Origin of the sequence: Paenibacillus sp. FSL M7-0802, from assembly GCF_038004945.1 — a bacterium.
Classification (GTDB): Bacteria; Bacillota; Bacilli; order Paenibacillales; family Paenibacillaceae; genus Paenibacillus; species Paenibacillus polymyxa_B.
On sequence record NZ_JBBOSD010000001.1, the window covers coordinates 3,698,452 to 3,722,192 of the forward strand.

Annotated in this window: 16 protein-coding genes and 1 pseudogene; 13 read left to right on the top strand and 4 right to left on the bottom strand. The window is 43.5% G+C overall.

Features of this window, described 5'->3' with window-relative positions; all coding sequences use genetic code 11:
* Window positions 1–42: 42 nt before the first annotated feature.
* From MHB54_RS16985 to MHB54_RS17020, 8 genes are all read left to right on the top strand, one after another.
* Window positions 43–2,067, top strand: coding sequence for a S9 family peptidase (locus MHB54_RS16985; protein ID WP_103744683.1), 2,025 nt, complete (start codon window positions 43–45; stop codon window positions 2,065–2,067).
* Window positions 2,060–2,527, top strand: a complete 468-nt coding sequence (locus tag MHB54_RS16990; RefSeq protein WP_103744682.1) for a hypothetical protein — start codon at window positions 2,060–2,062, stop codon at window positions 2,525–2,527. The genes MHB54_RS16985 and MHB54_RS16990 overlap by 8 nt, the downstream gene beginning before the upstream one ends.
* Before the next feature lie 186 nt (window positions 2,528–2,713).
* Complete coding sequence (locus tag MHB54_RS16995; RefSeq protein WP_028541767.1) at window positions 2,714–3,952, top strand: sensor histidine kinase; 1,239 nt, start codon at window positions 2,714–2,716, stop codon at window positions 3,950–3,952.
* Complete coding sequence (locus MHB54_RS17000) at window positions 3,949–4,599, top strand: response regulator (RefSeq protein ID WP_023990417.1); 651 nt, start codon at window positions 3,949–3,951, stop codon at window positions 4,597–4,599. The genes MHB54_RS16995 and MHB54_RS17000 overlap by 4 nt, the downstream gene beginning before the upstream one ends.
* A gap of 201 nt (window positions 4,600–4,800) precedes the next feature.
* Window positions 4,801–6,192 (top strand): efflux RND transporter periplasmic adaptor subunit, encoded by a 1,392-nt coding sequence (locus MHB54_RS17005; RefSeq protein ID WP_075154795.1) that lies wholly within the window; start codon window positions 4,801–4,803, stop codon window positions 6,190–6,192.
* Window positions 6,189–9,299 (top strand): efflux RND transporter permease subunit, encoded by a 3,111-nt coding sequence (locus tag MHB54_RS17010; protein ID WP_023990415.1) that lies wholly within the window; start codon window positions 6,189–6,191, stop codon window positions 9,297–9,299. The genes MHB54_RS17005 and MHB54_RS17010 overlap by 4 nt, the downstream gene beginning before the upstream one ends.
* A gap of 167 nt (window positions 9,300–9,466) precedes the next feature.
* On the top strand, window positions 9,467–9,928 hold the full coding sequence (locus MHB54_RS17015; protein WP_076161044.1) for a MarR family winged helix-turn-helix transcriptional regulator: 462 nt from the start codon (window positions 9,467–9,469) through the stop codon (window positions 9,926–9,928).
* Window positions 9,915–10,952: a threonine aldolase family protein gene (locus MHB54_RS17020; protein ID WP_028541770.1), complete on the top strand. Its 1,038-nt coding sequence runs from the start codon at window positions 9,915–9,917 to the stop codon at window positions 10,950–10,952. Before MHB54_RS17015 ends, MHB54_RS17020 begins: the two co-directional genes overlap by 14 nt.
* Window positions 10,953–11,175: 223 nt before the next feature.
* Here the strand turns inward: MHB54_RS17020 and MHB54_RS17025 are convergent, their stop codons facing one another.
* The gene (locus tag MHB54_RS17025; protein ID WP_023990412.1) at window positions 11,176–12,015 is read right to left on the bottom strand and encodes a helix-turn-helix transcriptional regulator; all 840 of its coding nucleotides are present in this window, start codon (window positions 12,013–12,015) and stop codon (window positions 11,176–11,178) included.
* A 188-nt stretch (window positions 12,016–12,203) separates the two neighbouring features.
* On the opposite strand from MHB54_RS17025, the gene MHB54_RS17030 reads away from it, so the two are divergent.
* Complete coding sequence (locus MHB54_RS17030) at window positions 12,204–15,512, top strand: pectinesterase family protein (RefSeq protein ID WP_264454501.1); 3,309 nt, start codon at window positions 12,204–12,206, stop codon at window positions 15,510–15,512.
* 189 nt (window positions 15,513–15,701) lie between these two features.
* A complete protein-coding gene (locus MHB54_RS17035; RefSeq protein WP_068938292.1) occupies window positions 15,702–16,919 on the top strand; it encodes a macrolide family glycosyltransferase in 1,218 nt (405 codons plus the stop codon).
* A 7-nt stretch (window positions 16,920–16,926) separates the two neighbouring features.
* Here the strand turns inward: MHB54_RS17035 and MHB54_RS17040 are convergent, their stop codons facing one another.
* A complete protein-coding gene (locus tag MHB54_RS17040) occupies window positions 16,927–18,153 on the bottom strand; it encodes a sugar efflux transporter (protein ID WP_023990409.1) in 1,227 nt (408 codons plus the stop codon).
* 244 nt (window positions 18,154–18,397) lie between these two features.
* Between MHB54_RS17040 and tnpA the strand changes: the two genes are divergently transcribed.
* Window positions 18,398–18,535, top strand: coding sequence for an IS66 family insertion sequence element accessory protein TnpA (gene tnpA / locus MHB54_RS28740; RefSeq protein WP_397344732.1), 138 nt, complete (start codon window positions 18,398–18,400; stop codon window positions 18,533–18,535).
* A 215-nt stretch (window positions 18,536–18,750) separates the two neighbouring features.
* Window positions 18,751–19,001, top strand: a pseudogene (tnpB, locus tag MHB54_RS28745) (IS66 family insertion sequence element accessory protein TnpB).
* A gap of 196 nt (window positions 19,002–19,197) precedes the next feature.
* Here the strand turns inward: tnpB and MHB54_RS17050 are convergent.
* Window positions 19,198–20,703, bottom strand: a complete 1,506-nt coding sequence (locus MHB54_RS17050) for an alpha/beta hydrolase family protein (RefSeq protein ID WP_264454502.1) — start codon at window positions 20,701–20,703, stop codon at window positions 19,198–19,200.
* A gap of 430 nt (window positions 20,704–21,133) precedes the next feature.
* Entirely contained in the window at window positions 21,134–21,907 is a 774-nt protein-coding gene (locus MHB54_RS17055) for an alpha/beta fold hydrolase (RefSeq protein WP_264454503.1), read from the bottom strand.
* A 185-nt stretch (window positions 21,908–22,092) separates the two neighbouring features.
* On the opposite strand from MHB54_RS17055, the gene MHB54_RS17060 reads away from it, so the two are divergent.
* Entirely contained in the window at window positions 22,093–23,685 is a 1,593-nt protein-coding gene (locus tag MHB54_RS17060) for an alkaline phosphatase family protein (RefSeq protein WP_264454504.1), read from the top strand.
* The last annotated feature ends 56 nt before the right edge of the window (window positions 23,686–23,741 follow it).

The window sequence follows — 23,741 nt, forward strand, 5'->3', positions numbered from 1 at the left end:
AACTTTTGGAAGTAGGCGTTAACCAAAAAAAGGAGGCTACTCATGAATAAACGATCAATTGTACCGGAGGATTTGTACGGATATCAGTGGATCAGTGATCCCACAATAAGCCCCGATGGAACGATTGCCTACGTCAATAAAAGCATAGATCGCCCAAAGAATGACTACCAAACACACATCCGTGTCGCATCCCTTCTTGGGAACGACGATCAGCCGTTGACCGGTGGCCACAAGGATTCGGCTCCAGCTTGGTCACCCGATGGATTACAGCTAGCTTTTTTACGTCTGGCGAATGGAAGCAAACAGCTATGGACGGTTCCGGCTGAAGGTGGAGAGGGACAGCAGCAGACGGAGGTGAAGCGGGGAGTGGGTGCATTCGTCTGGTCACCGGACGGAAAGTATATTGTATTCACAAGTATGGTGAGTATACACGCTGAGCGGGAAGCCATGGGGCTTGAGGAATATAGCAAGCAATCAGGTGAGCGGGGGCGTATTGTGGATCGCACCACTCCCAAAGCTGAAGGATCGGGCTGGTGGAATGGTCTATTTAGTCATTTATATGTATTGGAGCTTGAAAACGGCCGGATCACGCCAATAACGTCGGGACCTTGGAATGCATCTTACCCTGTATGGTCCACGGACAGCAAGCAGATTTCCTTCTTGTCCAAACGTGTAGACGACGACATGAAGGATGCAGACATGCTTTCGTTTTCGGATGTGTATACGATCGATTGCGACGGCGGTAATCTGGTGAAAGTTACGGATTCCAGCTTGGCGATTAGCCAATTTTCGTATGCCCCAGACGGAAAATCATTGACTCTGATCGCTAGTGATCGCATTTATGGAAGTGGTAGCCAGAATCGACTATACACCGTGCCTGTTACGGGGGGAGCCCCGGAACTATTGGTTCCTGAATTAGACATGCAAATCGGCAACTTCGCCTTAAGCGATATGAAATCATTTGGTCCGTCTCCATCTCCGTTATATGCTCCTGCACGATTGAAGCCAGAAATGTATGTGCTCGGGACGTTGCAGGGTGCTGTTCATATATACCGCATCACAATGGACGGGGATGTTCAAGCGGTGACTGGCGGAAGTGATAGAGATATCTATCAGTACACGCTATCTGCTGACGGCCGCTATTTGGTTTTTGCTGCACTTGATGTGGACCGGCCAGGCGAGCTGTATCAAATGAATCTGGAGACAGGGGAAGAGAAGCGACTTACGCACCATAACGACGATCATATGGCTTCCTTGCAAGTGAGTTCACCAGAGACATTTTGGTTTGAGGCTTCGGATGGCTTCAAGGTACAAGGATGGATTTTCAAACCGGCCGGAATGGTACCGGGGGATCAGGTTCCTTTGATCTTACAAATTCACGGCGGACCCCATGCGATGTATACTGGCACGTATAGCCATGAAATGCAGACGCTCCTTGCGCAGGGATATGCCGTGCTCATGACCAATCCGCGCGGTAGCTTTGGTTATGGTCAGGATTTTGCTCAGGCCTGCCGGGGGGACTTTGGGGGAGGAGATTATCGTGATCTGCTGGACGCCTTGGACTTTGTGCTGAGCCAGTTTGATTGTATAGATGAAACCAGGCTCGGGGTGGCTGGCGGCAGTTATGGCGGCCTGATGACCAACTGGATCATTTCTCACACGAACCGATTTCGAGCTGCCGTTACGCAACGCTGCATCTCCAACTGGCTCTCCTTCTATGGCTTGAGCGATATTGGTATTTCCTACACAGAGGGAATCGTTGGGGCTAACCCGTGGGAAGATCCTGAGCTACTCTGGTTCAAATCCCCACTGGCACATGTAAATAGCATTGAAACTCCGTTGCTGATTTTACACGGCGAGGAAGACCTGCGCTGCCCTGTTAGCCAAGGGGATGAGTTATATACGGCTCTGAAGCGGTTGGGTAAAATAACACGCCTCATTCGATATCCCGGGTCCAATCATTCATTGCTAAAGAGCGGTAAACCGTCCCTTCGTGTGGATAACTTTGAACAAGTGGTGGCTTGGTTCAATTCCTACTTGAGTAAAGGAGTATACTCCAATGAGTAAAGTGAAATTGTCCATCCCAGTGGCCTTTCTGATCGAGAACTTACGTACGAGTGGTGAACCGAAAGACGTCATCATTGAATGTATCAAAAAACAGGATTTCACTCCTTTGCTCGACAAGGTTAAAGAAAAAACAATGGATTTCAAAGAACGTTGTCAAACGGCAGAAGACATAGGGGACGAGTGGGAAGAAGCGATCCTTAGTGGTTATGAATTTAAGTTTTTACACATCAATGGATTGAAAAGGCTGCTTTATTTTCGTTTTGATCGAGCCCTAGATCGCGATTATGAGCAAGATGGGATCACGTTGAAAAATCTGTATCTTGATCCTATCGAAATTGATACTTTACAAGGGCTCATCGGCAGACAGTGGCAGGTGATTGCTGAAGACAATGAAGCTGCAGGTAACGTACAAAGGAGAGTTAGCATTAAGCTTTTATACCAAAATGAAGATGATTCTTAAAAAGCAAATAGTATTTAATGCCCAAACGTACAAATGATATTGCCCATGTGTACGTTTTTTTCTTTTTGTTTTTTTGTAAAATAATATATAAATGATTTCTGTTCAAACTAAATGGACCAGGCGCTCTCATAGCGGCGTTGTCTCTAATAAGTTGAAAAGCCGAATTCAGAATTGTAGGAGGGAATTATGATTGATGTATTCAATGAACAGATTCAAAATCTAGATCCAGAAATAAGTGAAAGTGAAGGTGAATTTGAGAAGAAAGATATTTCAAAAGTGTTAACTATAATATGGATTTTTATAATTTATAGTGAGTCTGTCATTCTTCAACATTTGTCCAGCGGTCTAAATCTGCCGCAAAGTGTCTTATTCACTGTAATCATAATATTGCACATCCTCTTGTACTTGCATGCTCAAAGAGTTGCAAAATATTTTTCATGGGCTTATTTTGTTGTGCAAGGGGGATTGATCTTTTCAAGTGCATTTCTTCTACCTGAAAGTTTCTCCATTGTACTGGTTGGGTTAATGCCAGTTTTGGTGGGTCAGAGTATAGGCATTTATTACAAGCCGCTTAAGGTTATTCTTGTATTTTTGATCTCCTATGTACTTTTTTGTGTGGCTGTGGTCTGGCATAATGATGGCAAGCAATTTGTGTTGTTCATCCCGCTGTTTTTTCTAATTGCAGTTGTTATAGTAGCTTATGCCGTTCTTTTTCTCAAACAAGTCAAAGCACGAATCCGAACGCAAAACGTTCTTAAAGAACTTGAAATTGCACATCAAAAGGTCGAAGAACTTACAATTGCTAACGAACGACAACGTATGGCCCGTGATCTTCATGATACGCTGGCACAGGGGCTTGCTGGGCTAATCATGCAACTTGAAGCCATTGATGCCCATCTGACAAAAGGAAGTACGCAAAGAGCTCAGGAGATCGTCCAACAATCGATGTCACAAGTGCGAAGAACATTGTCTGATTCAAGGCGAGCTATAGACAATCTGCGTTCGAAAACCATCTCGGAAGTTGATTTTGCAGAAGCAGTGGAGGAAGAAATACAGCGATTTACAATGGCTACGAGCATTCGTGTAATACGCAACATCAAAATTAAAGCTTCAGTTCCCAGACTGGTGTTCGAACATGGATTGTTTATTATAAGCGAGTGTTTAACCAACGTAGCGAAGCATTCACATGCTAATACCGTATGGATTAATATTTTAGATAACGAAGGCAAGATTGAAATCGAGATTCGCGATGATGGAAAAGGATTTGATACGGATATTATTGCCAAGCAAACAGGGCATTACGGAATAATAGGTATACATGAACGTGTACGGATACTGGGTGGAAAAATCAATATTAGCAGTATATTTCAAGAAGGTACAGCTATAAAAATAGAGGCGCCTCTTACTAAAGGAGACCTATCATGAAATACAAGATTTTAATTGTCGACGATCATTGGGTAGTTAGAGAAGGATTAAAGCTGGTGCTGGAGACCAATGACAGTTATGAGGTTATTGGTGAAGCCGGAGAAGGTGTAACGGCTCTTAAATTGATTGAAGAACTTCAGCCGCATGTCATATTGTTGGATTTATATATGCCACAAATGAGTGGTTTGGAAACCATGAAAGCCCTCAGAGAAAAACAAAATGAAACACCAGTCATTATCCTGACGACCTATAACGAAGATGATTTAATGATTAAGGGGCTCTCTTTGGGAGCAAAAGGATATTTATTAAAAGATACCAGTCGAGAAAATTTATTTCGCACTATTGAGTCTGCGCTAAGGGGGGAAACGCTGCTTCAGCCAGAGATAACAGCAAGGGTATTCGCTGCCACGAATAAGAGAGAAGCTGAGATAGAGTCACACGAAAGAAACTTAGTTCTGACTGATAAGGAAAAGCACATATTAAAGTCTGTTGCACATGGTTATAAAAGTAAGGAAATTGCGTTTGATATGGGAATTTCCGAGCGTACCGTAAAGGCACATTTAACGAATATTTATAACAAGCTTGGTGTTGATTCCAGATCCGAAGCTGTTGCTGTTTCGTTGGAACGTGGTATTTTACAGCTTTAGAAATAATAACTGAAAATATGTTATTTATTTGCCCAGTCGTACATAAGGTGCTTGCCCCTTTGTACGATTTTTTTGTTTGTTCATTGTTATAACATGAAAAAAGGATGAAAAAGTTTACTTGACCCACGGGTTGCTGATAGCACCTTTAGAAGAGAGAATCAGAGAGGATGACATTAGTTGAAGAGAAAAGGAATCAGAATAATGATTGCAGGGGTTGTATTAGCTATAGTAGCTTCTGGTTGCTCCAGTGCAACGGAGAACTCTGTAACACAAGCCAGTCACCCGGTAAAAGTGGAGAAACTTGCAATGAAACCTTTGGCCAATGATTTTAATTTGGCGGGGACATTGCAGGCAAGTAATGAGGCCAATGTTTCCTTTGAAGCGGATGGACGTATATTGAACACCATGGTCGAGGTTGGAGATTCAGTAGAAAAAGGGAGTGTCCTTGCGAAGTTAGATACATCTGCTTATCAATTACAGCTGGATCGGGCAAAGGCAACCATGGAAAAGGCAAAGGCTGGTGTTAGCCAAGCGGAGGCTTCTGTTCAATCGGCACAGGCGGGCATTCATAGTTCACAATCCCAGGTCAATGCGGCCCAATCCAAATTGCAGGAATTGAACAATGGCGCCAAAAAGCAGGAGATTGCACAGTCTCAAAATGCGGTTACTGTAGCAACTAATAATTACAACAAGAAGAAAGCGGATGCCGCACGGTCCCAAAGTCTATTCCAGGCAGGTGCAGTATCCTTAACGGAAAATGAGAATGCACAGTTGGAATTAACGAACGCACAAGAAAGTTTAAGTGATGCGCAAGAGAAATTGTCTCTTTTGCTTGCAGGGGCATCCCAAGAACAACGTGCACAAGCTTCGGCTGGGGTAGATCAGGCCAGAGCAGGGCTGGAGTCAGCTAGGGCTACTAGGCAACAAGGGATAGCCAGCAAAGCCCAGGCGCAGGCTACCTATGAGGATGCACTGGCTGCTTATGAACAGTCATCCTTGTCACTGAAAAAAGCTACTTTAACCTCCCCGATCACTGGTGTTGTGATTGAAAAAAAGATATCTGATGGTCAATTGGGCTCCAGCGGGAGTGAGGCATTTGTTGTCGGAAATATCAAGACTTTAAAAGTACTTCTCCCCGTACCGGACAGTGAAATCTTATCGTGGAAGAAAAACCAAAAAGTAAATATATCTCTCTATGATGAAATCAGAACAGGGACTGTTACCCAGATCTATCCATCGACTAATTCCAAAACGGGAAGCATCAATGTGGAAGTTAGCATTCCCAATCCTGAACTGAATTGGAAGCCTGGTCAAGTCATTAGTGCTTCTAAAAGCATGAATCAAAACGAAGCGCTTTTAGTACCCGTAGAGGCTGTAATTAGTACGGAAAATGACCCGTATGTCTTTAAAGTTGTGAATGGAAAGGCCGTAAAAGCCGCGATTAAACTGGGGAAAGTGACTAATAATCTACTCGAAGTGGTCTCTGGGCTACAGGCAGGCGATCAAATCGTTACGCAAGGAGCAGGAACCTTATTTAATGGTGATTTAATTGGGAATGATGTACTTGGGAAATCGGAGGAGTCGTCCGAATGATTAAATATATCGTTAAAAAGCAGAAAATCACACTTATTTTCTTTGGCATGTGTATTTTGCTAGGGATTTACAATTTTGCATCGTTACCTAAACAGGAGATGCCCGACGTTATTCCTATGTCAGCCAGTGTCACAACTGTGTATCCAGGGGCCTCACCTGAAAGAATCGAACAAACCATTACGAAGATATTGGAACAGAAAATTAAAGAAGTGGAGGGTGTCAAAACTATTTCTTCCACTTCATCTAAGGGCCAATCTAGTATAAGTATAGAAGCTTTGGATGAGGCAAATCCGACAAAAGTGTGGGCCGATCTTCGTACAAAGGTACAGGATGCGCAGTCTGAACTTCCGGACGATGCGATGCAGCCCATTATCAATGATAGTATGGCAGGCTCCTTCATCGGGTCATACGCAATCACTTCTGATAAAGTTGAAAATTTATATGCGTTAAATGAATTGATGAATAAATGGAAAGATCAATTAAAAACGGTCTCAGGAATTTCAAAAGTTAATATTCAAGGAATTCCAGAACAAGAAGTACGGATAAGCCTGAACACTCAAAAAATGCAGCAATATGACATCTCCTGGGAACAGGTCGTTCAAGCCATTAAAAATGAAAACGATAGAGTGCCTACAGGAAGTCTGGATTTCAATCAGCGTACGTATCAGTTGACAGTAGATGCTTCAACTGATCCCAATGTTTTAAATAATGTTCAGATTTCAAGCAACGAAGAAGGGTTCCCTATATCCTTGAAGGATATAGGTTCAGCCTCGCTTGTTTTAAAAAAAACGGGGAGTTATACGTATGTGAATACCAAGCCTGCTATTTCAATCAGTTTGAGTGGAGATAAAGGCACAGACGTACCAACGGTATCCAAAGCGGCAACAGCCAAAATCAACGAACTTGCGAGTAGTTTACCTAAGGATGTACATTTTGAACTACTTTTCGCTCAAAATGACCGTGTAAGTGAAATATTTGGTAATCTCTCCAAAGAGATGATGATTGCTATTGCATCGGTTATTGTGATTTGTACATTAGGTTTGAACTTGCTGACCTCTGCATTTGTGGCCTTGGCTATCCCTGTTTCTATTGCCATCGGTTTTATTGTCTTGCCGATGACAGGAACGACGCTGAATCAAATTTCAGTCATCGGATTAATCATCGTACTGGGGATACTGGTTGATGATGCCGTTGTGGTAAACGACAACATTGAACGCCGACGCTCTGAATTTGGGGAAGATGCTACGGAGGCGGCAATTAAAGGAACGAAAGAAGTATCCTTATCGATCATTACAGCCACGCTGGCTACGGTTGCAGCATTTGCCCCGCTTTTATTTCTACCGGGCAATATGGGAGACTTTATTAAACCGATCCCTACCGTTATTTCGTTAACGATGCTGGCCTCCATGATTATGTCGCTTACGATCATTCCTATTTTCCGTCAATGGTACGATAACCGTCATAAAGGTAAAGAACGTAGCAAACCGACCAAGCCTCCAGGGCTTCTTGGCAATCAAATTCAGTCCCTCTCTAATGTATACGCTAAAAACTGGATGCCGAGAATACTGCGTCGACCACTTTTCACTGCGCTTATTGGTCTTATGATTGGTACGGCAGCTTATGGACTGCTTGCTATTGTGCCCATTCAATTATTTCCTGAATCGGACCAACCGGATGCCACAATCAACGTAACGATGCCAGAAGGAACGTCGTTGCAGGCAACCAATCAGGTTATAACCGAGATTGAGAACTGGGTTAAAAAGCAGCCAGAAACCGAACATTTGGCAGCAACGGCAGGTGGTGGAGCACCTCAAATGTACAGCGATATAGTAGCTGGTAGTGGCTCCGTGGGAGCGGTACACGGACAACTTACTGTTGTTGGTAAAGAGGGAGTCTTTGATATCAAAAAAACAGTGGACAGCTGGACAAGTACGCTGCAAGCCAAATATCCAGCAGCATTAATAAGTATACGTGTTCCTCAATTAGGCATCCCAGTCGGTAGTGCAGTATCTGTCCGTATTAAAGGAGAAGACCTTGGAAAGTTGCAAACGATGACCACAAAAATAAAAGAAATTGTTGCGGGAACTTCTGGAGCTGTAGATGTGACCGATAATATGGGGATGCAAAGCTATAATTTGAATTTTCAAGTCAACCAGCAGGCCTTGGATAAATATCAGGTCAACTATTCCAACTTAACCCGCACTTTGTTGCTAATGGGTGACGGAGTGAAGGTCACGGATTTTGACACGGGTAAGGAACTGCTGGATATCAATATGTACATGGATAAACCTAACCATGATCCTGAGGTGTTATTCCAACAGCTAAGTGTCACTAATGCGGGAGGAGAGCAGATCCCGTTATCCCAGTTAGCAACGATGAAACCGGACTTTTCCATTCAGCAAATCCACCGCTATGATTTGGAACGGACGGTAACGATCTCCGCCAATGCAAAAGGGCGTACGGCTACGGAGCTCACCCAGGACATCCGTAGCAAGCTTACAAGTACACATTTCGATTCGGGGTACACTTGGGAAATGGACGGGGAAACATCTACGCAGACCGATTTGTTTAAGGATTTAGGCAAATTAGCCGTTATCGTTGTTTTTCTCATTCTGCTCTTGATCACCATGCAGTTTTACTCGGTTTCCACACCGATCATTATAATGACGACTGTGTACCTGGCAGCAGCAGGAGGAGTGCTTGGTAGCTTTATTACAGGTATGCCAATTGGTTTTATGAGTATTATGGGTATCATTTCACTTGCCGGTATCGTCGTGCGCAATGGTATTGTATTGATCGAGTTTATTGAAGATGCGCGGCGTGAAGGCGCAGAATTAACAGAAGCCATCTTAATGGCATGCTCTGCCCGTTTCCGTCCGATCTTGCTCACCTCGCTAACTGCGATCGTCGGAATGATACCGATTGCTACGATGGGAGAAATTCTATTCAAGCCATTGGCAGCGACCATTATATTCGGACTGATTTTTTCAACCATTTTAACGTTGTTTGTAGTTCCGACTCTTTATATGGTCGTAGCTCATCTGAAGCTGAAACGGAAGCATAAGAAGGAAAAGGCTATAAATAGCGATAGCTCAATGACCTTGTAAGTAAATATAGAAAAGAATATACTTCATTATTTCCTTATTATTATGAAATCGTACATTAGACGAGTGTCTTAATGTACGATTTTTCTTTTGTGATTATTATTTCATTGACATAGTCCACAAAAATCATTACTATAATTGTTGCAAAAGTCCACTAAATTGGGGGAGTTATGATCAATATAGATGCTAATATCATAGCGGATATGAGGCGTTTTAATCGGTTCTATACGAATATACTGGGGGTTTTAGATAGACATGTGCTGGATAGCGGATATTCCTTTACCGAGGCCCGTGTCATTATAGAGATCGGGTTGATCGAGCCATGTATTGCGAATACTCTTGTCGAATCTCTTAAAATTGATCGCAGCTATATGAGTAGGATCATTGCTAAATTTTGCAAAGAGGGCTTTCTTGTTAAGGAAAATTCAACGTTGGATAATAGAACAAATCTGATTCGTTTGACTCCTAAAGGAAAGGAGTTCTATAACCAACTGAATGAAAGGTCTGATGAACAAATTCTAAAATTAGTTCAAGGACTTTCAGAAGAAGAGATAAAGGAATTACATGCTTCTATGTTGTTAATTCAGAAGAAATTGGATAATTTGGAGAGGATACAGAATGATACGATTTGAATGCGACTATACCGAAGGTGCCCATGAGCGCATATTAAAGCGACTACTGGAGACTAATGATGAACAAACTCCAGGTTATGGTGTGGACGATCATTGTGAAAAAGCCAGAGCATATATTAAAGAAGCATGTGACTCCCCAAATGCGGATGTACACTTTTTGGTTGGAGGTACACAGACCAATACCACCGTCATTTCTTCTATTCTGCGTCCACATCAAGGCGTCGTTGCGGCAGTTTCTGGACATGTTGCTGTTCATGAAACCGGAGCGATTGAAGCTACTGGACATAAAATACTTACTTTGCCAAGCGGGGATGGGAAGATCCGGGCCGAGCAGGTACAAGATTTGTATGACGCTCACTGGAATGATGCCGCTCCTGAGCATAGTGTACAGCCCGGTATGGTTTATATTTCCCAACCTACTGAAAATGGAACGATCTATAGTAAATCAGAGCTGGAGGCATTAAGTAGAGTCTGTCGAGAGTGTGGTTTACCACTGTTTATAGATGGAGCCCGATTAGGTTATGGCTTGGTGGCCGAAGATAGCGATGTATCTTTAGCAGATATAGCGAAGCTATGCGATGTATTTTATATTGGTGGGACCAAAATTGGAGCCTTGATGGGAGAAGCAGTAGTCATTCTAAATGGTACATTGAAAAAAGATTTTCGATATATGATCAAGCAAAAAGGAGGGCTGCTGGCTAAGGGAAGAATGTTGGGCATTCAATTCGAAACTTTGTTTGAAGACGGTTTATACGTTGAAATTTCCAAACACGCTATAGATATGGCCATGCTGCTTCAAAACGGATTATCTGAGCAAGGGTTTTCTTTTCAATACCGTTCTACAACCAATCAGCAGTTTCCGATTTTACCAGATCGTATACTAAAGGCATTGAGTGAAAAATATACTTACTCCTTTTGGGAAAAGGTTGATGATGCACATAGTGCTGTTCGATTCTGTACCAGTTGGGCAACGAAGAAAGAAAATGTTGAATTGCTAATTCAGGATATTAAAGCATTGCGATAAAGGTCATAGAAAGAGTAATTTATAATTTTAAAGATGTAGAATGACTATGTAATAGCCATACTTCGTTGCATGCATTGCAGCGAAGTATGGTTTTTTTTGTGCATTTTACTTATTCCAAAGTGGCTTGTCTTTAGTTCCATGAAAGAGCAAGTGGATATAAAAATGGAAAAACAAGACAAGAGCGGAGGTATAAAATCGGCGTCTAATTCTTTACACTGAATATCTACCGAACCTGCTTGCGGTACTGAAGAGGGGAGAGCCCAGTTATTTTTTTGAAGATTTTATTAAAGTGGGAAGCATGACCGAACCCGACATCCTCTGCAATATGCTGGATTTTGTCCTTGGTGGTTCGAAGTCTGGTTTGGGCCGCCCTGACCCTCACTACGCGGATGTATTCGCTGAAATGAAAACCAGTCAACTTTAGAAAGATACGGCTTAGGTACGCTGGACTAATGAAAAAGCAGGCGGCCACTTGTTCGAGAGTTAACGGTTCATTGTAATGATCCTGAATAAAAGAAGAAATTTCCGTGATTTTCTGATGCATGGGATGAGAGGAAACAGGTTCACTACGCTCGATCGCTTCCGATCGGTGCACCAGGATCAGCATTTCCAGCAGTAGATGCTGTACGCAACGGTCATGCAGAGGCTGCTTATTCCTGCATTCGGTATTCATCTGTAGGAATAAACGTTCAACTTCCACTTGCTCTCTCGCAGGTAAGCGAAGCAACGCGGATTGCTGATACGGCGGCAGGTCAAGAATGTCATGATCCTGCTGTGGGAGAAACGTCGGAGAAAAATGAATCAAGATGCGCTCTGTTTCCTGCAATTGCGTACTGGCGGTAGAGTGCAAGTCATGAGGAAGGATGAATATCAGATCCCCCTTGCGAGCGGTGTATACCTTGCCATTCATAAAATAGATGCGTTCGCCTCGCAGTAAGAGATACAGCTCATAGTTCTCATGGACATGAGGCCGGGGCATGACTGTGAAACCGGTACGATAGATGTGATGAATGGAAAATTGTTGTTCGCCAATGACATATTTATCTTCTTTCATTTCATTCATGTGCTTCTTCCTTTACAAATTAAGATAAGTAAGCGCATTCATATACCAACAGTATATATGACAACCTGCCAATGATAAAAGCAGAAAAGATTGATGAAAGGAGGTGAAGGCGCTTCTGAACGTCTCGAATCGTGTTTTTATAAAAATATGCGCTGATGTGGAAGAAAATCTTAGGGAGGAAACAGAATATGAGCAAGCAGCGTACATGGAAAAAGGTGCTATGTAATGTGGTTGTGGGTTCATTGTTGTTGACCTTGTGCCCACCACTAATCCAAGCGGAGACTGCGGTAGGAACAGAGAATGCAAAGGTGTCGAAAGTAGCGACGGATATTCCGGCGTTTCCGGGGGCTGAGGGTGGCGGTAAATATGTTACCGGTGGACGCGGAGGTGAAGTGTATGAGGTTACCACGCTGGCAGACTACGGCAAAGGGGAACAGATAATACCCGGATCTCTTCGCGCAGCGGTCAGCTCCGATAATCGGACGGTCGTATTCCGGGTGGGTGGAACGATTCACCTCAAGGAGCCACTTAAAATCTTGGGAAACAACCTGACGGTTGCTGGTCAGACAGCTCCTGGCGACGGTATAACTGTAAGCGATTACACAACAGGGATTGATGCAGATAACGTCATTCTCCGTTACCTGCGTTTCCGATTGACCGACCGTTACCCCAGTGAGGATGACGCGTTAGGAGCCAGATACCATAAAAACATAATGATTGATCACTGTTCCTTTAGCTGGTCGGTGGATGAGATACTGAGCCTGTATGACAACGTCAATACAACGGTACAATGGTCCATTGCGTCAGAAAGTATGCTAATGACCACTCACCAGAAAGGTCGCCACGGCTATGGCGGCATATGGGGCGGACGAAATTCCACCTATCATCATAACTTGTTGGCTCACAATGCAAGCCGTAATCCGCGTTTTCCAACCGATAAAAAACAAATCGACGCTGTGGAAATGACCAATAATGTCATTTATAACTGGGGATTTTTCTCTTCGTACGGCGGCGGTGAAGGATCGTATAATGTGCTAAATAACTATTATAAGTATGGCCCCAACACATATCAGGACGTTCGCGGTCAAATCTTTGTGGACGTGGGTAGTAAAAAATATAAAACACGCATCTTTATTGGTGGTAACTACATGTACGGCAATGACTCGGTTACGAAAGACAACTGGCAGCTTGGAACATCCATTGGGTCAATTATTGATCCTTCCACCCGTTTGGCGGAGCCGATTGAAGTTAGAGGGGAATACGACAACGGAATCTCACCAGATGCGTATGGTCCATATCAAGCGACAGATGCACAAACCGCATATACTGAGGTGCTTGCCGGCTCAGGAGCCACGCTGCCAAGAAGAGATGCGGTGGACGCCCGAATTATGAATGATGTGAAGAATGGAACGGGTGCGTTTATTAACTCTCCGCGTGAAGCAGGGTGGATTTATGACGATTATAACGTAACGACGACGGAGCTTTCTGACAGTGACCATGATGGAATGCCGGATGAATGGGAACGTGCCAATGGGCTGGACCCCAATAATGCAGATGACCGTAACGGTCAGGGGCTTGCCGGTACAGGGGCGTATGCTCATTTTGCCAAGGGTTATACGAATCTTGAGGTCTATTTAAATGATCTTATTGAGAAGCTAGCGAATGGAAATGAGGTGGATAATCCAGAGGCCGTCGTTCAGGTGTCGGATGCAAACGGACGTTCACTAAAGCATAACGATATTTTGGAAGCAGGCCGGGATGCGACCATAACAGCAACAGCCAAGGATAAAGATGGTATTGCTCACGTTGAATTTATCATTGATGGCAAACTTGTTGGTAAAGTAGAGACCGCACCTTATCATCTCGATTGGAATCATGTAACAGACGGTACCCACAATATTATTGTACGGGTGACCGACCGCAAGGGGACTGCTGTATTTTCCAATCCTGTTACCATTCACGTCAATACGACTGCGCCATCGGGAAGTTGGCTCAGCGAAGAGATTGGCTCTGAGGGCAACGATGGTTATATAAAAGGGCATACTCAGGTCTTAAAAGAAGATGCAAGCGGTAGGAGCATACGACTGAAGTCAGCGGGAGACGTTGACGGTAAGGCAGATATTTTCCATTATGCTTATCAAAAATGGGAAGGTGACACTGAGATCACAGCCCGTGTGGAACAAATTACCCCGGTGGATGATAATGCCGAAGCGGGTGTAATGATTCGTGAATCGCTGAAGCCTGGATCAAAAATGGCTTTTATGTCTTTAGCATTTGTTAAATATGGCAAACAGGGTATTCTTATCAGTCGTGATCAAACGGATGGTAAGACGAAACGTGCGTCAATGGAGGCTTTTATTACAACGCCATATTCGGTTCGTCTTGTACGACAAGGACAAAAGGTTACCGGCTGGGTATCCGCAGATGGTGTGGCGAACTGGGAGAAGGTTGGTGAAACTGTTATAGATGTGCCGGATAATCAGCCGCTATTGATCGGGTTGGCTACCGATGCATCCAAACAACAAAACGATGTATGGAATTACAATACTTCGGAATTCAGCAATGTCACCATCCGCAACCTGACAGACTCAGGAGGAACTCATCCCACTAGTGTGGTGGTAGCAACCTATGGCCCTGCTGACTTTAGATCTCTTCAGGCAGCTATTGACGCAGTCCCTGACGACAGCAACACAAGGACAGTTATCCATCTCAAAAACGGTACGTATCGTGAAAAAATAAAGGTGAATTCCTCCAAAAAAAATCTGAGCATTATCGGAGAAGATCGCGACAAAACGATCATTTCTTTTGATGATACGGCCAAAACCGTGGTGGACGGAAAAGAATTAGGAACAAGCAACAGCTATACAATGCGTGTGCAAAGTCCCGATTTTGTGTTGGAGAATGTCACGGTTGCCAATACAGAAGGAACTGGGCAGGTGCAGGCTGTAGCGTTATATGCCGAAGGCGATCGTGGTAAGTATCACAATGTCAAAATTACCGGCCTACAGGATACGTTGCTTGTGAACCGTGGCAGACAGTATTTCAAGGACAGCTACATCAGTGGCAGTGTAGATTTTATATTTGGCAATGCACCTGCCGTGTTTGATAATTCGATCATACACAGCCTGCGTGCTGGATATGTGACAGCAGCTTCAACAGAAGAGAACAAGCCGGGCTTTGTATTTATTCAATGTCGTCTGACAACAGAAAATGGCTTGACAGGCAAGGTGGATCTCGGACGGCCATGGCGCCCTTATGCTCATGTTACTTTTTTGAAGACCTATATGGATGACCATATCAAGCCGGGCGGCTGGAACAATTGGGGTAAGGAATCCAATGAGCAGACCGCAAGATTTGGAGAGTTTGACAACTTTGGGCCAGGTGCGGAAAGTAGCGGGCGTGTACCTTGGGCCAAACAGCTTACCGCCGATGAAGCAAGCCAGTACACCGTTGAAGCTGTTCTGAGCGGGACAGACCATTGGGATTGGCGTCTTTAAATTTGATGTTCAATGGTTAAGCGGGGCAAGCGCTTCTAGCGTTCAGCCTCGCTTATTTCTATAGTTTGAGTAGAGGATACATACTTAATTTTCGGTGTTGAAAATACTTGTTTATATGGTAAATGTTTGCTATGTTAAAAGTGCATTTATTTCAAATTGTAATTTATTATTGATTTGGAGGTGTAAGGTATGGCACGTGTGTTAGTAGTGATCACGCCTGCTGAAGGCCATGTTAATCCGACACTAGGATTAGTGAAAAGGTTGGTAGACAGTGGGGAGGATGTTGACTATGTGTGTACGGAAGAATATCGTACGAGAATTCAACAGACAGGAGCACAGATGATCACCTACCCTTTTATTGATGATGCTTTTTCTAAAGACTCTGATTTAAAGCCAGCAGAATACAAACATCATTATCAATTTGTGTACATGATGGTAAAAGGTATGATTCTTCCGATTATTCCAGAGGTTTTGAGAGTTATTGAAAACAGAACCTATGATTATTTAATCTATGATTCTTTGATGGGCTGGGGAGGCACGATTATTGCAGAGAAGCTAGGAATCCCTGCTGTGTGCTCTATCGCTTCTTTTGCTTTCGTAGAGCCATTGGGATCGGGGCAAGGCATGAATGACAATGATCCGGAGGTAAAAAAGTTGTACACGGCTACGATGCAAATAACGCATCAACTAGCTAATGAGCTTCAGGTTGACGCTCCGGCTATAGAAGAGATTGCTCCTCATGGCGGGCGCTTAAGAATAGTTTATACAAGCCGCTATTTTCAACCGCAAGCCGAAAAACTGGATCACAGTTTTATTTTTACAGGTCCTTCTATTGTACCGCGTAAAGATGCTCCATCTTTCCCGTTCGAACAACTTCGTGTTCTGCATCCACAGGCGGTTTACATTTCAATGGGTACTATATTGAATAAAGACTTAGAATTTTATAAGCTTTGTTTTGCAGCATTTCGCGATTTGCCTGTGCAGTTTGTGCTGTCTTCAGGCAATTATACAGACATGGAGCCATTGGCCCCGTGTATCCCTGACAATTTTATAATCAAGCCTTATATTCCGCAATTGGAAATGCTTCAGCATGTGGACGCTTTTGTTACACATGCGGGGATGAACAGTACAAGTGAAGCCCTATATTACAATGTACCGCAGGTCATGATTCCTTTAACATCGGATCAGCCGATCGTAGCCAGTCGGGTGCAGGAACTGGGAGCGGGTGTTGTTGTGGATAAAAATGAGCTTACACCCGCTAGTTTGAGAGCTGCCTTATTAGAGGTATTGAGTCATCCAACCTATAAAGAACAGGCTCATGTGATCGGCGAATCATTACGCCAGGCTGGTGGGTATAGACATGCTGCAGATACAATTATGAGTCATTTCTCCACCATAGAAAAATAAGCGCAGTCTATATACTGTGATTCCTTTCTTTTAAAGCAGCAGATTTTTCAAACTCTAATTTCTTCGAAATTGCCAGGAGACCAAGGGAGCAGATGATTAGGGCCAAACATACCCAATAGGTGTTTCGGTAACCAATCCATTGAGCGGTTAATCCGCCCATCAAGCTCCCTACCAGTCTTCCGATGGTTGTCGCATTGGAATATAGCGTCGATGCGTACCCTGGAAGAGAGGGCAACAAATCCTGCATGTAACTAATGCCAATGGCAGAAATCACTGCAACAAAGAAGGCTAGAAGAAGTTGCCCCACGAATAGCTGCCACATCTCCGTAGACATAATAACAAGGATATAATAGACAACTCCTGTTAATGCCCCTAAAAATACAAGCAAACGGTTGGAGTATTTAGCTGCTAGTACGCCTAGCATGAGCATCAATGGGATTTCCAAAATCGCACAAATACTGGATACTAGAGCAACGTCACTCGTGTCACCTTTTAAATTGTGAATGATGAACAAAGAAATATTTAAACTGTTCATCCAGTGAGACGTATAGAGCAGAGTAAGAACTAAAAAGGGGATCAGAATCTCAATATTTTTATGTAATGTAATGTTATGAAGTGAAAGTTGATTCTTATGTTTAAGCTGAGCGGGAGGCTGCTGGATAAAAAAGAATAAAAGAACAGCAATAAGAACAAAAATAGAGGTCGTTCCCATAAAGATACCCTTAAAGCCCGTATGTGCAATCAAAAAGGAACCAAAAAGCGGCCCGGTAATAAAGCCAAGAGAAAACATAGACCGAAGCGTTGAATTAGCAAAGGCGTGATCCGCAGATTTACTGCGATCTACTGCTTCACGTGCACTGGCAAATAACTGCGGCATCCCAGGAGCACCAATGGCCGTAAAGATCGTCATATAAACAAAAAGTACATAAAAATTTTGGATTACAAGATATCCTGCAAATGCTACGGCATTAAATAACGTACAAATCACCAAAATTTGTTTACGATCTAATCCGGTATCAGAACGTTTGGCAATCAGAGAGCTTATCCATATGCCACAAATCAAAGTCACCGCTGTAAACACACCAAAGGTTCCCACAGATACGCCAAGTGTACTTGTAAAATATACAGCTAAAAAAGGTGCGCTGATGGATATAGCCATGCCTTGCAATAACATGCAGATCATGAACAATGGGTAGTTAGGGATAACGAAAAGATTTTGAATACGCTTTAGCATTTCTTTTTTACACCCCTTCGGATTTAGTAGCAGAAACATTTCTATCCTTCCTAAACTATATATGATTTTAGTATAAAATGTATATTTACATGGTGTGAAATATTATATATTATTTTTCACTTTGAGGACCAGGTCAATATACAGGCAAAGATACAGTAACAGGCTAAGAGTCAAACTCTCCATACCTTCAACTACTAACCTAGCTATGAGATCATGAGATTAACCTGAATACGGAGGGTAACTCATGAATGCCAAAGAACAACGCAGACAAGATTGGCACACACGTATCGCAGCCTATCGGGCAAGTGGCCTCACGATGAAAGCTTGGTGCTCCGCAAATCATTGTTCTGTCGAACAATTGAAATATTGCTGTACAAAATAAAGCGGTATCATCCTCAGCTACTCCAGATCCAAAGACTTCTCCCGTACAGTTTGTACCTCTTGCCACTGTAGATCCACCTGGCAGCGTTTCTCCTTCTCTAATCCTTCATATCGGTGAAGCCAGTATCGAGCTTCATTCCCGCTTTGACCCAATGCTTTTGCGCGAAGTGATTCACGCGCTTACTTCACCATGCTGACCTTTCCAAGCATCAGCGTGTGTTTCTTGCTTGTGGTTCCACCGATCTGCGCAAGTCGATCGACGGACTTGCTGCCATCGTTCAGGAAAGCTTTGGTCTGAATCCGTTCTCCTCCGCTTATTCGTATTCTGTAACCGGGCATGCAACAAGCTCAAAATTCTATATTGGGATCACAATGGGTTCTGGCTTTACTATCGCAGCCTAGAACGTGGCAGATTTCAATGGCCTACAGGCAAGGAAGAAGTAGTAGCCATTTTACTAAGGTGGTAACGCTGATGTTATGTTTTTTGCTACTTCCACACGGCTGCTCTGTCCTGCTTTTAACTCCTGTATGATGGCTAGTTTCTCAATCGCATTGTATTCGTTCTTCTTAGACAAAGGAAAACTCCCCTTCAAGTAGCGGTTTATTTATTAAACCTGTCTACTTGAAGGGGAGCATATCAAAATCGGTAGCCTGTTCCGTAATTTATAATAGCGAGGTTACGAACTTCACCTCCGGAAAGCGGCTATCCGGTCCTTTCATTAAGATTCCGCCTTGATTTTTCAGATACCTATCGAAGAAATCCAGCATATAGGCATTGATAACGGAGTTCGCTCTTTCGGGCGCAATCTTTCCTGTAATGCCCAGCATTTTGAAAATCGGAGAAATGAACTGTACGTCGGCAAAATTCAAATGCTCCGTATTTTCGATATAGAGGACTTGTCCTCCTTCGTCGACCGTTTCGCGCATCCGTTCAAGCTCCAACTTTTTATCTTCCGTTACTTGATCCTCCCACTCTCTTGTTGAGCCCATATGGTTAAGCTCTGCATCCGTGTAGACCCGGTTATCCATCACCATTTTTAATTTTTCGAAATAGCTTTCCGAGTTGATGAACAAAAACGGCTTTCGCAGACCCTCTCTGTCACGCAGTCGATAAAGCCCTCCATCAAGGTCTATTCCAACCGCGATTCGCGGATCGTAAGAAGCGTCATAGGCCGTCGCTCCGCCGATGGAATGACCGAACACCCCGACATGACCAAGATCAATTCTCCCTTTTAGATGACTTGGAATCTGTCCCGATTGGATGAGCTCGAATTGGTCCAGCGCAAACGCCACATCGCCGGTTAAAACTTGTCCCAATTTGTCGCGATTTCCTCTACTCGTCTGGTAATCATGGTCGGGCGAGAATAAGTCGTTGGTTGTGCTGGTCGTGATTCGCCCGTCCGGAAACTCGGTTGCAAATGTATTGTAGGTGTGGTCGATCACTGCCACGATATATCCATGACTCGCGAGATTTTCGGCTTGCGACGTGTGGAGGTACCTGGAAGAGCCGTTGCCGGGATTCGCAAGGATCAGCGGGTATGAAGTCTGTGCCCAAGAGACTTCGGCCCCCGAATAAGCATGACTGGGTACGTACTTCAGGTGTTGAAAAGTAAACCCGGGAAGGCCATAGTCCGCGGCCATATAACGTAAAATCTGGGTTTCGGGAATAAAGGGAGCATACTTGCCTATGCCAGCTTGAGTTGGATACCATACCTGAACCATCAATTCCCTTTTGCCTGTCGTGGTTTTGCCAAATGTCTCCTCCCGGCTTGGATCGATGAAATGAAAGACTTGCGTACCTACCTTCAACTCGCCGGTTGGCGCCGGAAAGTCGAATACGGGAAACACATAGAGGAAGCACCCCGTTGCGATTAGCCCAATCACGATAAAAAGGCGGCCCAGCACCCTACGGATTCGCGAGGCAGTCCGAACGACTTTCAGCGTTATGAAAACGTCTATAAGTGAGAGCATAAGCATCAGGATCGTAAATCCGTATAAAAATAAAAGCTGAACCCTGTATCCTTCGACAAGCAAATGTATCACTAAAAAAATGGAGCCTGCTCCGCTTGTCAGGAGCAAAGCTGGTTTTCGAATACGTTGATTGATAATGAACAGGAGTGCCAACAAACAAGCACTTGAAAAGAATAGCAGCATTTCAAAAAACCTCACGCCAACTCCCCCTTAAAAATAATCCTATCAATGGATTAGTATAGAGGAGCAGCTAGGTTGATACCATTGATCTAGATGACAATTGCCTAACACTCTTGTAAGGTTGCGCGACGATGGCGCAGAAAACGGCATGTAATGTGCTGATTCCTGCCTTTCGGCCGGGGCTGTTTGTTTCACAATTGTGAAGACAGCTCAATCTCCAATCTCCGATAAAATGATTTTCAGAACTCAGCTTCTTGCTTCGTTTATGGAAGGGTTCAAAGGCGAGATTGACCGAAACACCTCGGTCAGCATCACTTCCGCTAACTTGTTAAATCATAATTCAGCATAACTTAGCCCTCATTTAGTTGAACAGGTGGGGGCTACTTGACGCTTACGTAACAGGAGTGGGATGTAGATATGTATGTGGAATTTTCCTGTAGGATTTACCTTAAAGACTGAAGCGATCTACGAACTGCTTGATCAGTTCATTCAATAATCTGGCGGCCTTCGTAGGAAGGCGATGGTCAGCTTTCTTAAGGAAAACCAGCTCACTATTTGGTAACTGTTGATGCAATATTTTGGCATAGGGATGAAAGTGCTTATCTTCTTCACCATAAACGAGCAGGACAGGAAGCTGGATTTCCGTGAGCCGAGAGGTGCAGTTGTACTTCAAGCTGTAACGGTAATATTGTTCGACATTCCTGGGATTTCCCTGCTTCGCATCGTTGAATAACTTACGGAACAAAGATAGCTGTTTCGTTTGTGACCAAGCAATAGAAAGGGCAAGCGTACCGACTGCGCCGATTTTGGAAAGAGCAATGCCCAAAGAAATTTTGTTTCTTAGTCGCCATTCGTTTACTTCCGACATTCCACTGATAACAATTCCTCCCCATGCCCGATCTGGATAAGTCAAGAGGAACTCAAGTACTATCGAGCCTCCGGTAGAATATCCACACAAAAATACTTTATCTAAGCTCATCCGGTCCATCAAATGTTTAATATCCAGGGCGATGAGAGGATAAGTAACCGTTTGTTCGGAAGGCTGACTTTTACCGTGTCCTCTGATATCAAAAGCTATAGTTCGAAAATCGGATGATAACTCTTGGAATTGGTATGTAAAATTTAAGCTTGTGAGTACTGGAGGGTGAATGAATAGGATGGCCATTCCTTCACCAGAATCCATGTAATGCATAGAGTATTCGTTTATGTTTGTAGTAGCCATGGTTATGCTCCCTCCCTGAATGGTTTGATCTTAAATTTGGCCTATTAGATCCAAAAAATTCATGGAGGCGTAACTTTAATTGCTTGTATGAAATACCTTTGTCCCAATGATCCAATACAGGAATAATATTTTTAGTACAAGAAAAAAATAAGAGGATCAAGTTTTTCTAAGAAAGGGACACATACATGGGCATGAAAAATAAAGTTACCATAGCACTAGTGCTAAGTTTATTGTTGATGATCTTGGGCTGTAGAGCGGACTCCAGTCAACAGCTAAAACAACAAAGTGTGAAGTCACCTATCATAGTAAATCAAATGGGCAAAAAACCTGTCATTGTGATCTTGATTGATTCATTAATGGATAAGCCTTTGCGAGATGCGATTCAAGAAGGCCGTGCACCCGCGATGCAATATCTCCTTCATCAAGGGCAATATTTCCCGCAAGTAGTGAGTTCATTTCCCACGATGTCTGTGACAATCGACAGTACATTATTAACGGGAACGTATGCAAACCAACATCATGTGCCCGGACTCGTTTGGTACAGCGACCAAAAGAAACGCATGATTCTCTACGGCAATGGTGCCAAAGAAGCCTTGAAGATAGACCAACTGCAAGTATTCTTAGACGCAATTTACCAATTAAACCAAGTTCATTTGAATAAAAAAACGAAAACCATACATGAGGAATTGGCTGACAAAGGAAAAGAATCCGCGTCCATCAATGCTATTGTCTTCAGAGGGAAAACGAAACATGCCTTAAAAGTGCCTGACTTCATAGCGAATAGCAGCAGGGTGCCAGAAAAAATGATAGTAACAGGGCCTAAATGGTTATCTTATGCAGCTTTGGCACAATTGAATCCGAAAAATAGCTGGAATACTCCTTTGTGGAAAAAATTTGGGATGAACGACGAATTTTCCGCAAAAGATACCGCTTTTCTAATAAGCCAGAAGAAACTTCCAGACGTAACCATCACATACTTTCCAGAGAATGATAATTTAGCGCATAGAAAGGGCCCGACTCAACTGGAGGGAATCGAAAAAGCAGATCAAGCACTGCAAACTGTGTTGAATGCATATGGTTCGTGGGAACAAGCTGTAAACAATGCGATATGGGTTGTCATGGGTGACAGTGCGCAAAGCGCTGTTTATGATGATCGACAGGTTGCCGCTGTTGATTTAAAGTCGCTTTTGAATCATTACCGTATTGCAAAATTAAATCAACCTGTAAGAAGTGATGACCAAATCGTGATTGCCGCTAATGAACGGATGGCCTATATCTATGCGATAAACGATAACGTAGAGCTGTCCAACGTGGCGAAGCTTTTACAGCATGAGGACAAGCTCGACATTATCGCTATGAAAGATGGTAAAAACAATATTCATGTTACAAAGGGAAAAAAGGATAAGCTGTTTTCGTATCATCCCGGTGGAAAATTCATCGATGAATATGGGCAATCGTGGACCTTGTCGGGCGAAGAGGACCTTGTGGATATTACGGTGAATAACAACCGGATCCAATATGGAAAATATCCAGACGTTTTGGCGAGGCTACACGGGGCAATGAATTCACATGAAGGAAGATATGTTGTCGTCACGGTCCAACCTGGATATGAACTCGTCGGCGAAAGTTCCCCTACTCACATCGGAGGGGGAGCTCATGGATCGCTGCATGAAAAAGATTCCCTTGTCCCATTAATTATTTCCGGAACGAATACACGTCCCAAAACACTGCGAATCGTGGATATAAAAGACTGGATTATGCAATTGGTGAACGAATAAGTATTATTCGTGCTTGATATTAAAACCGTACTCCATTAGTATATAAGCATATAGTT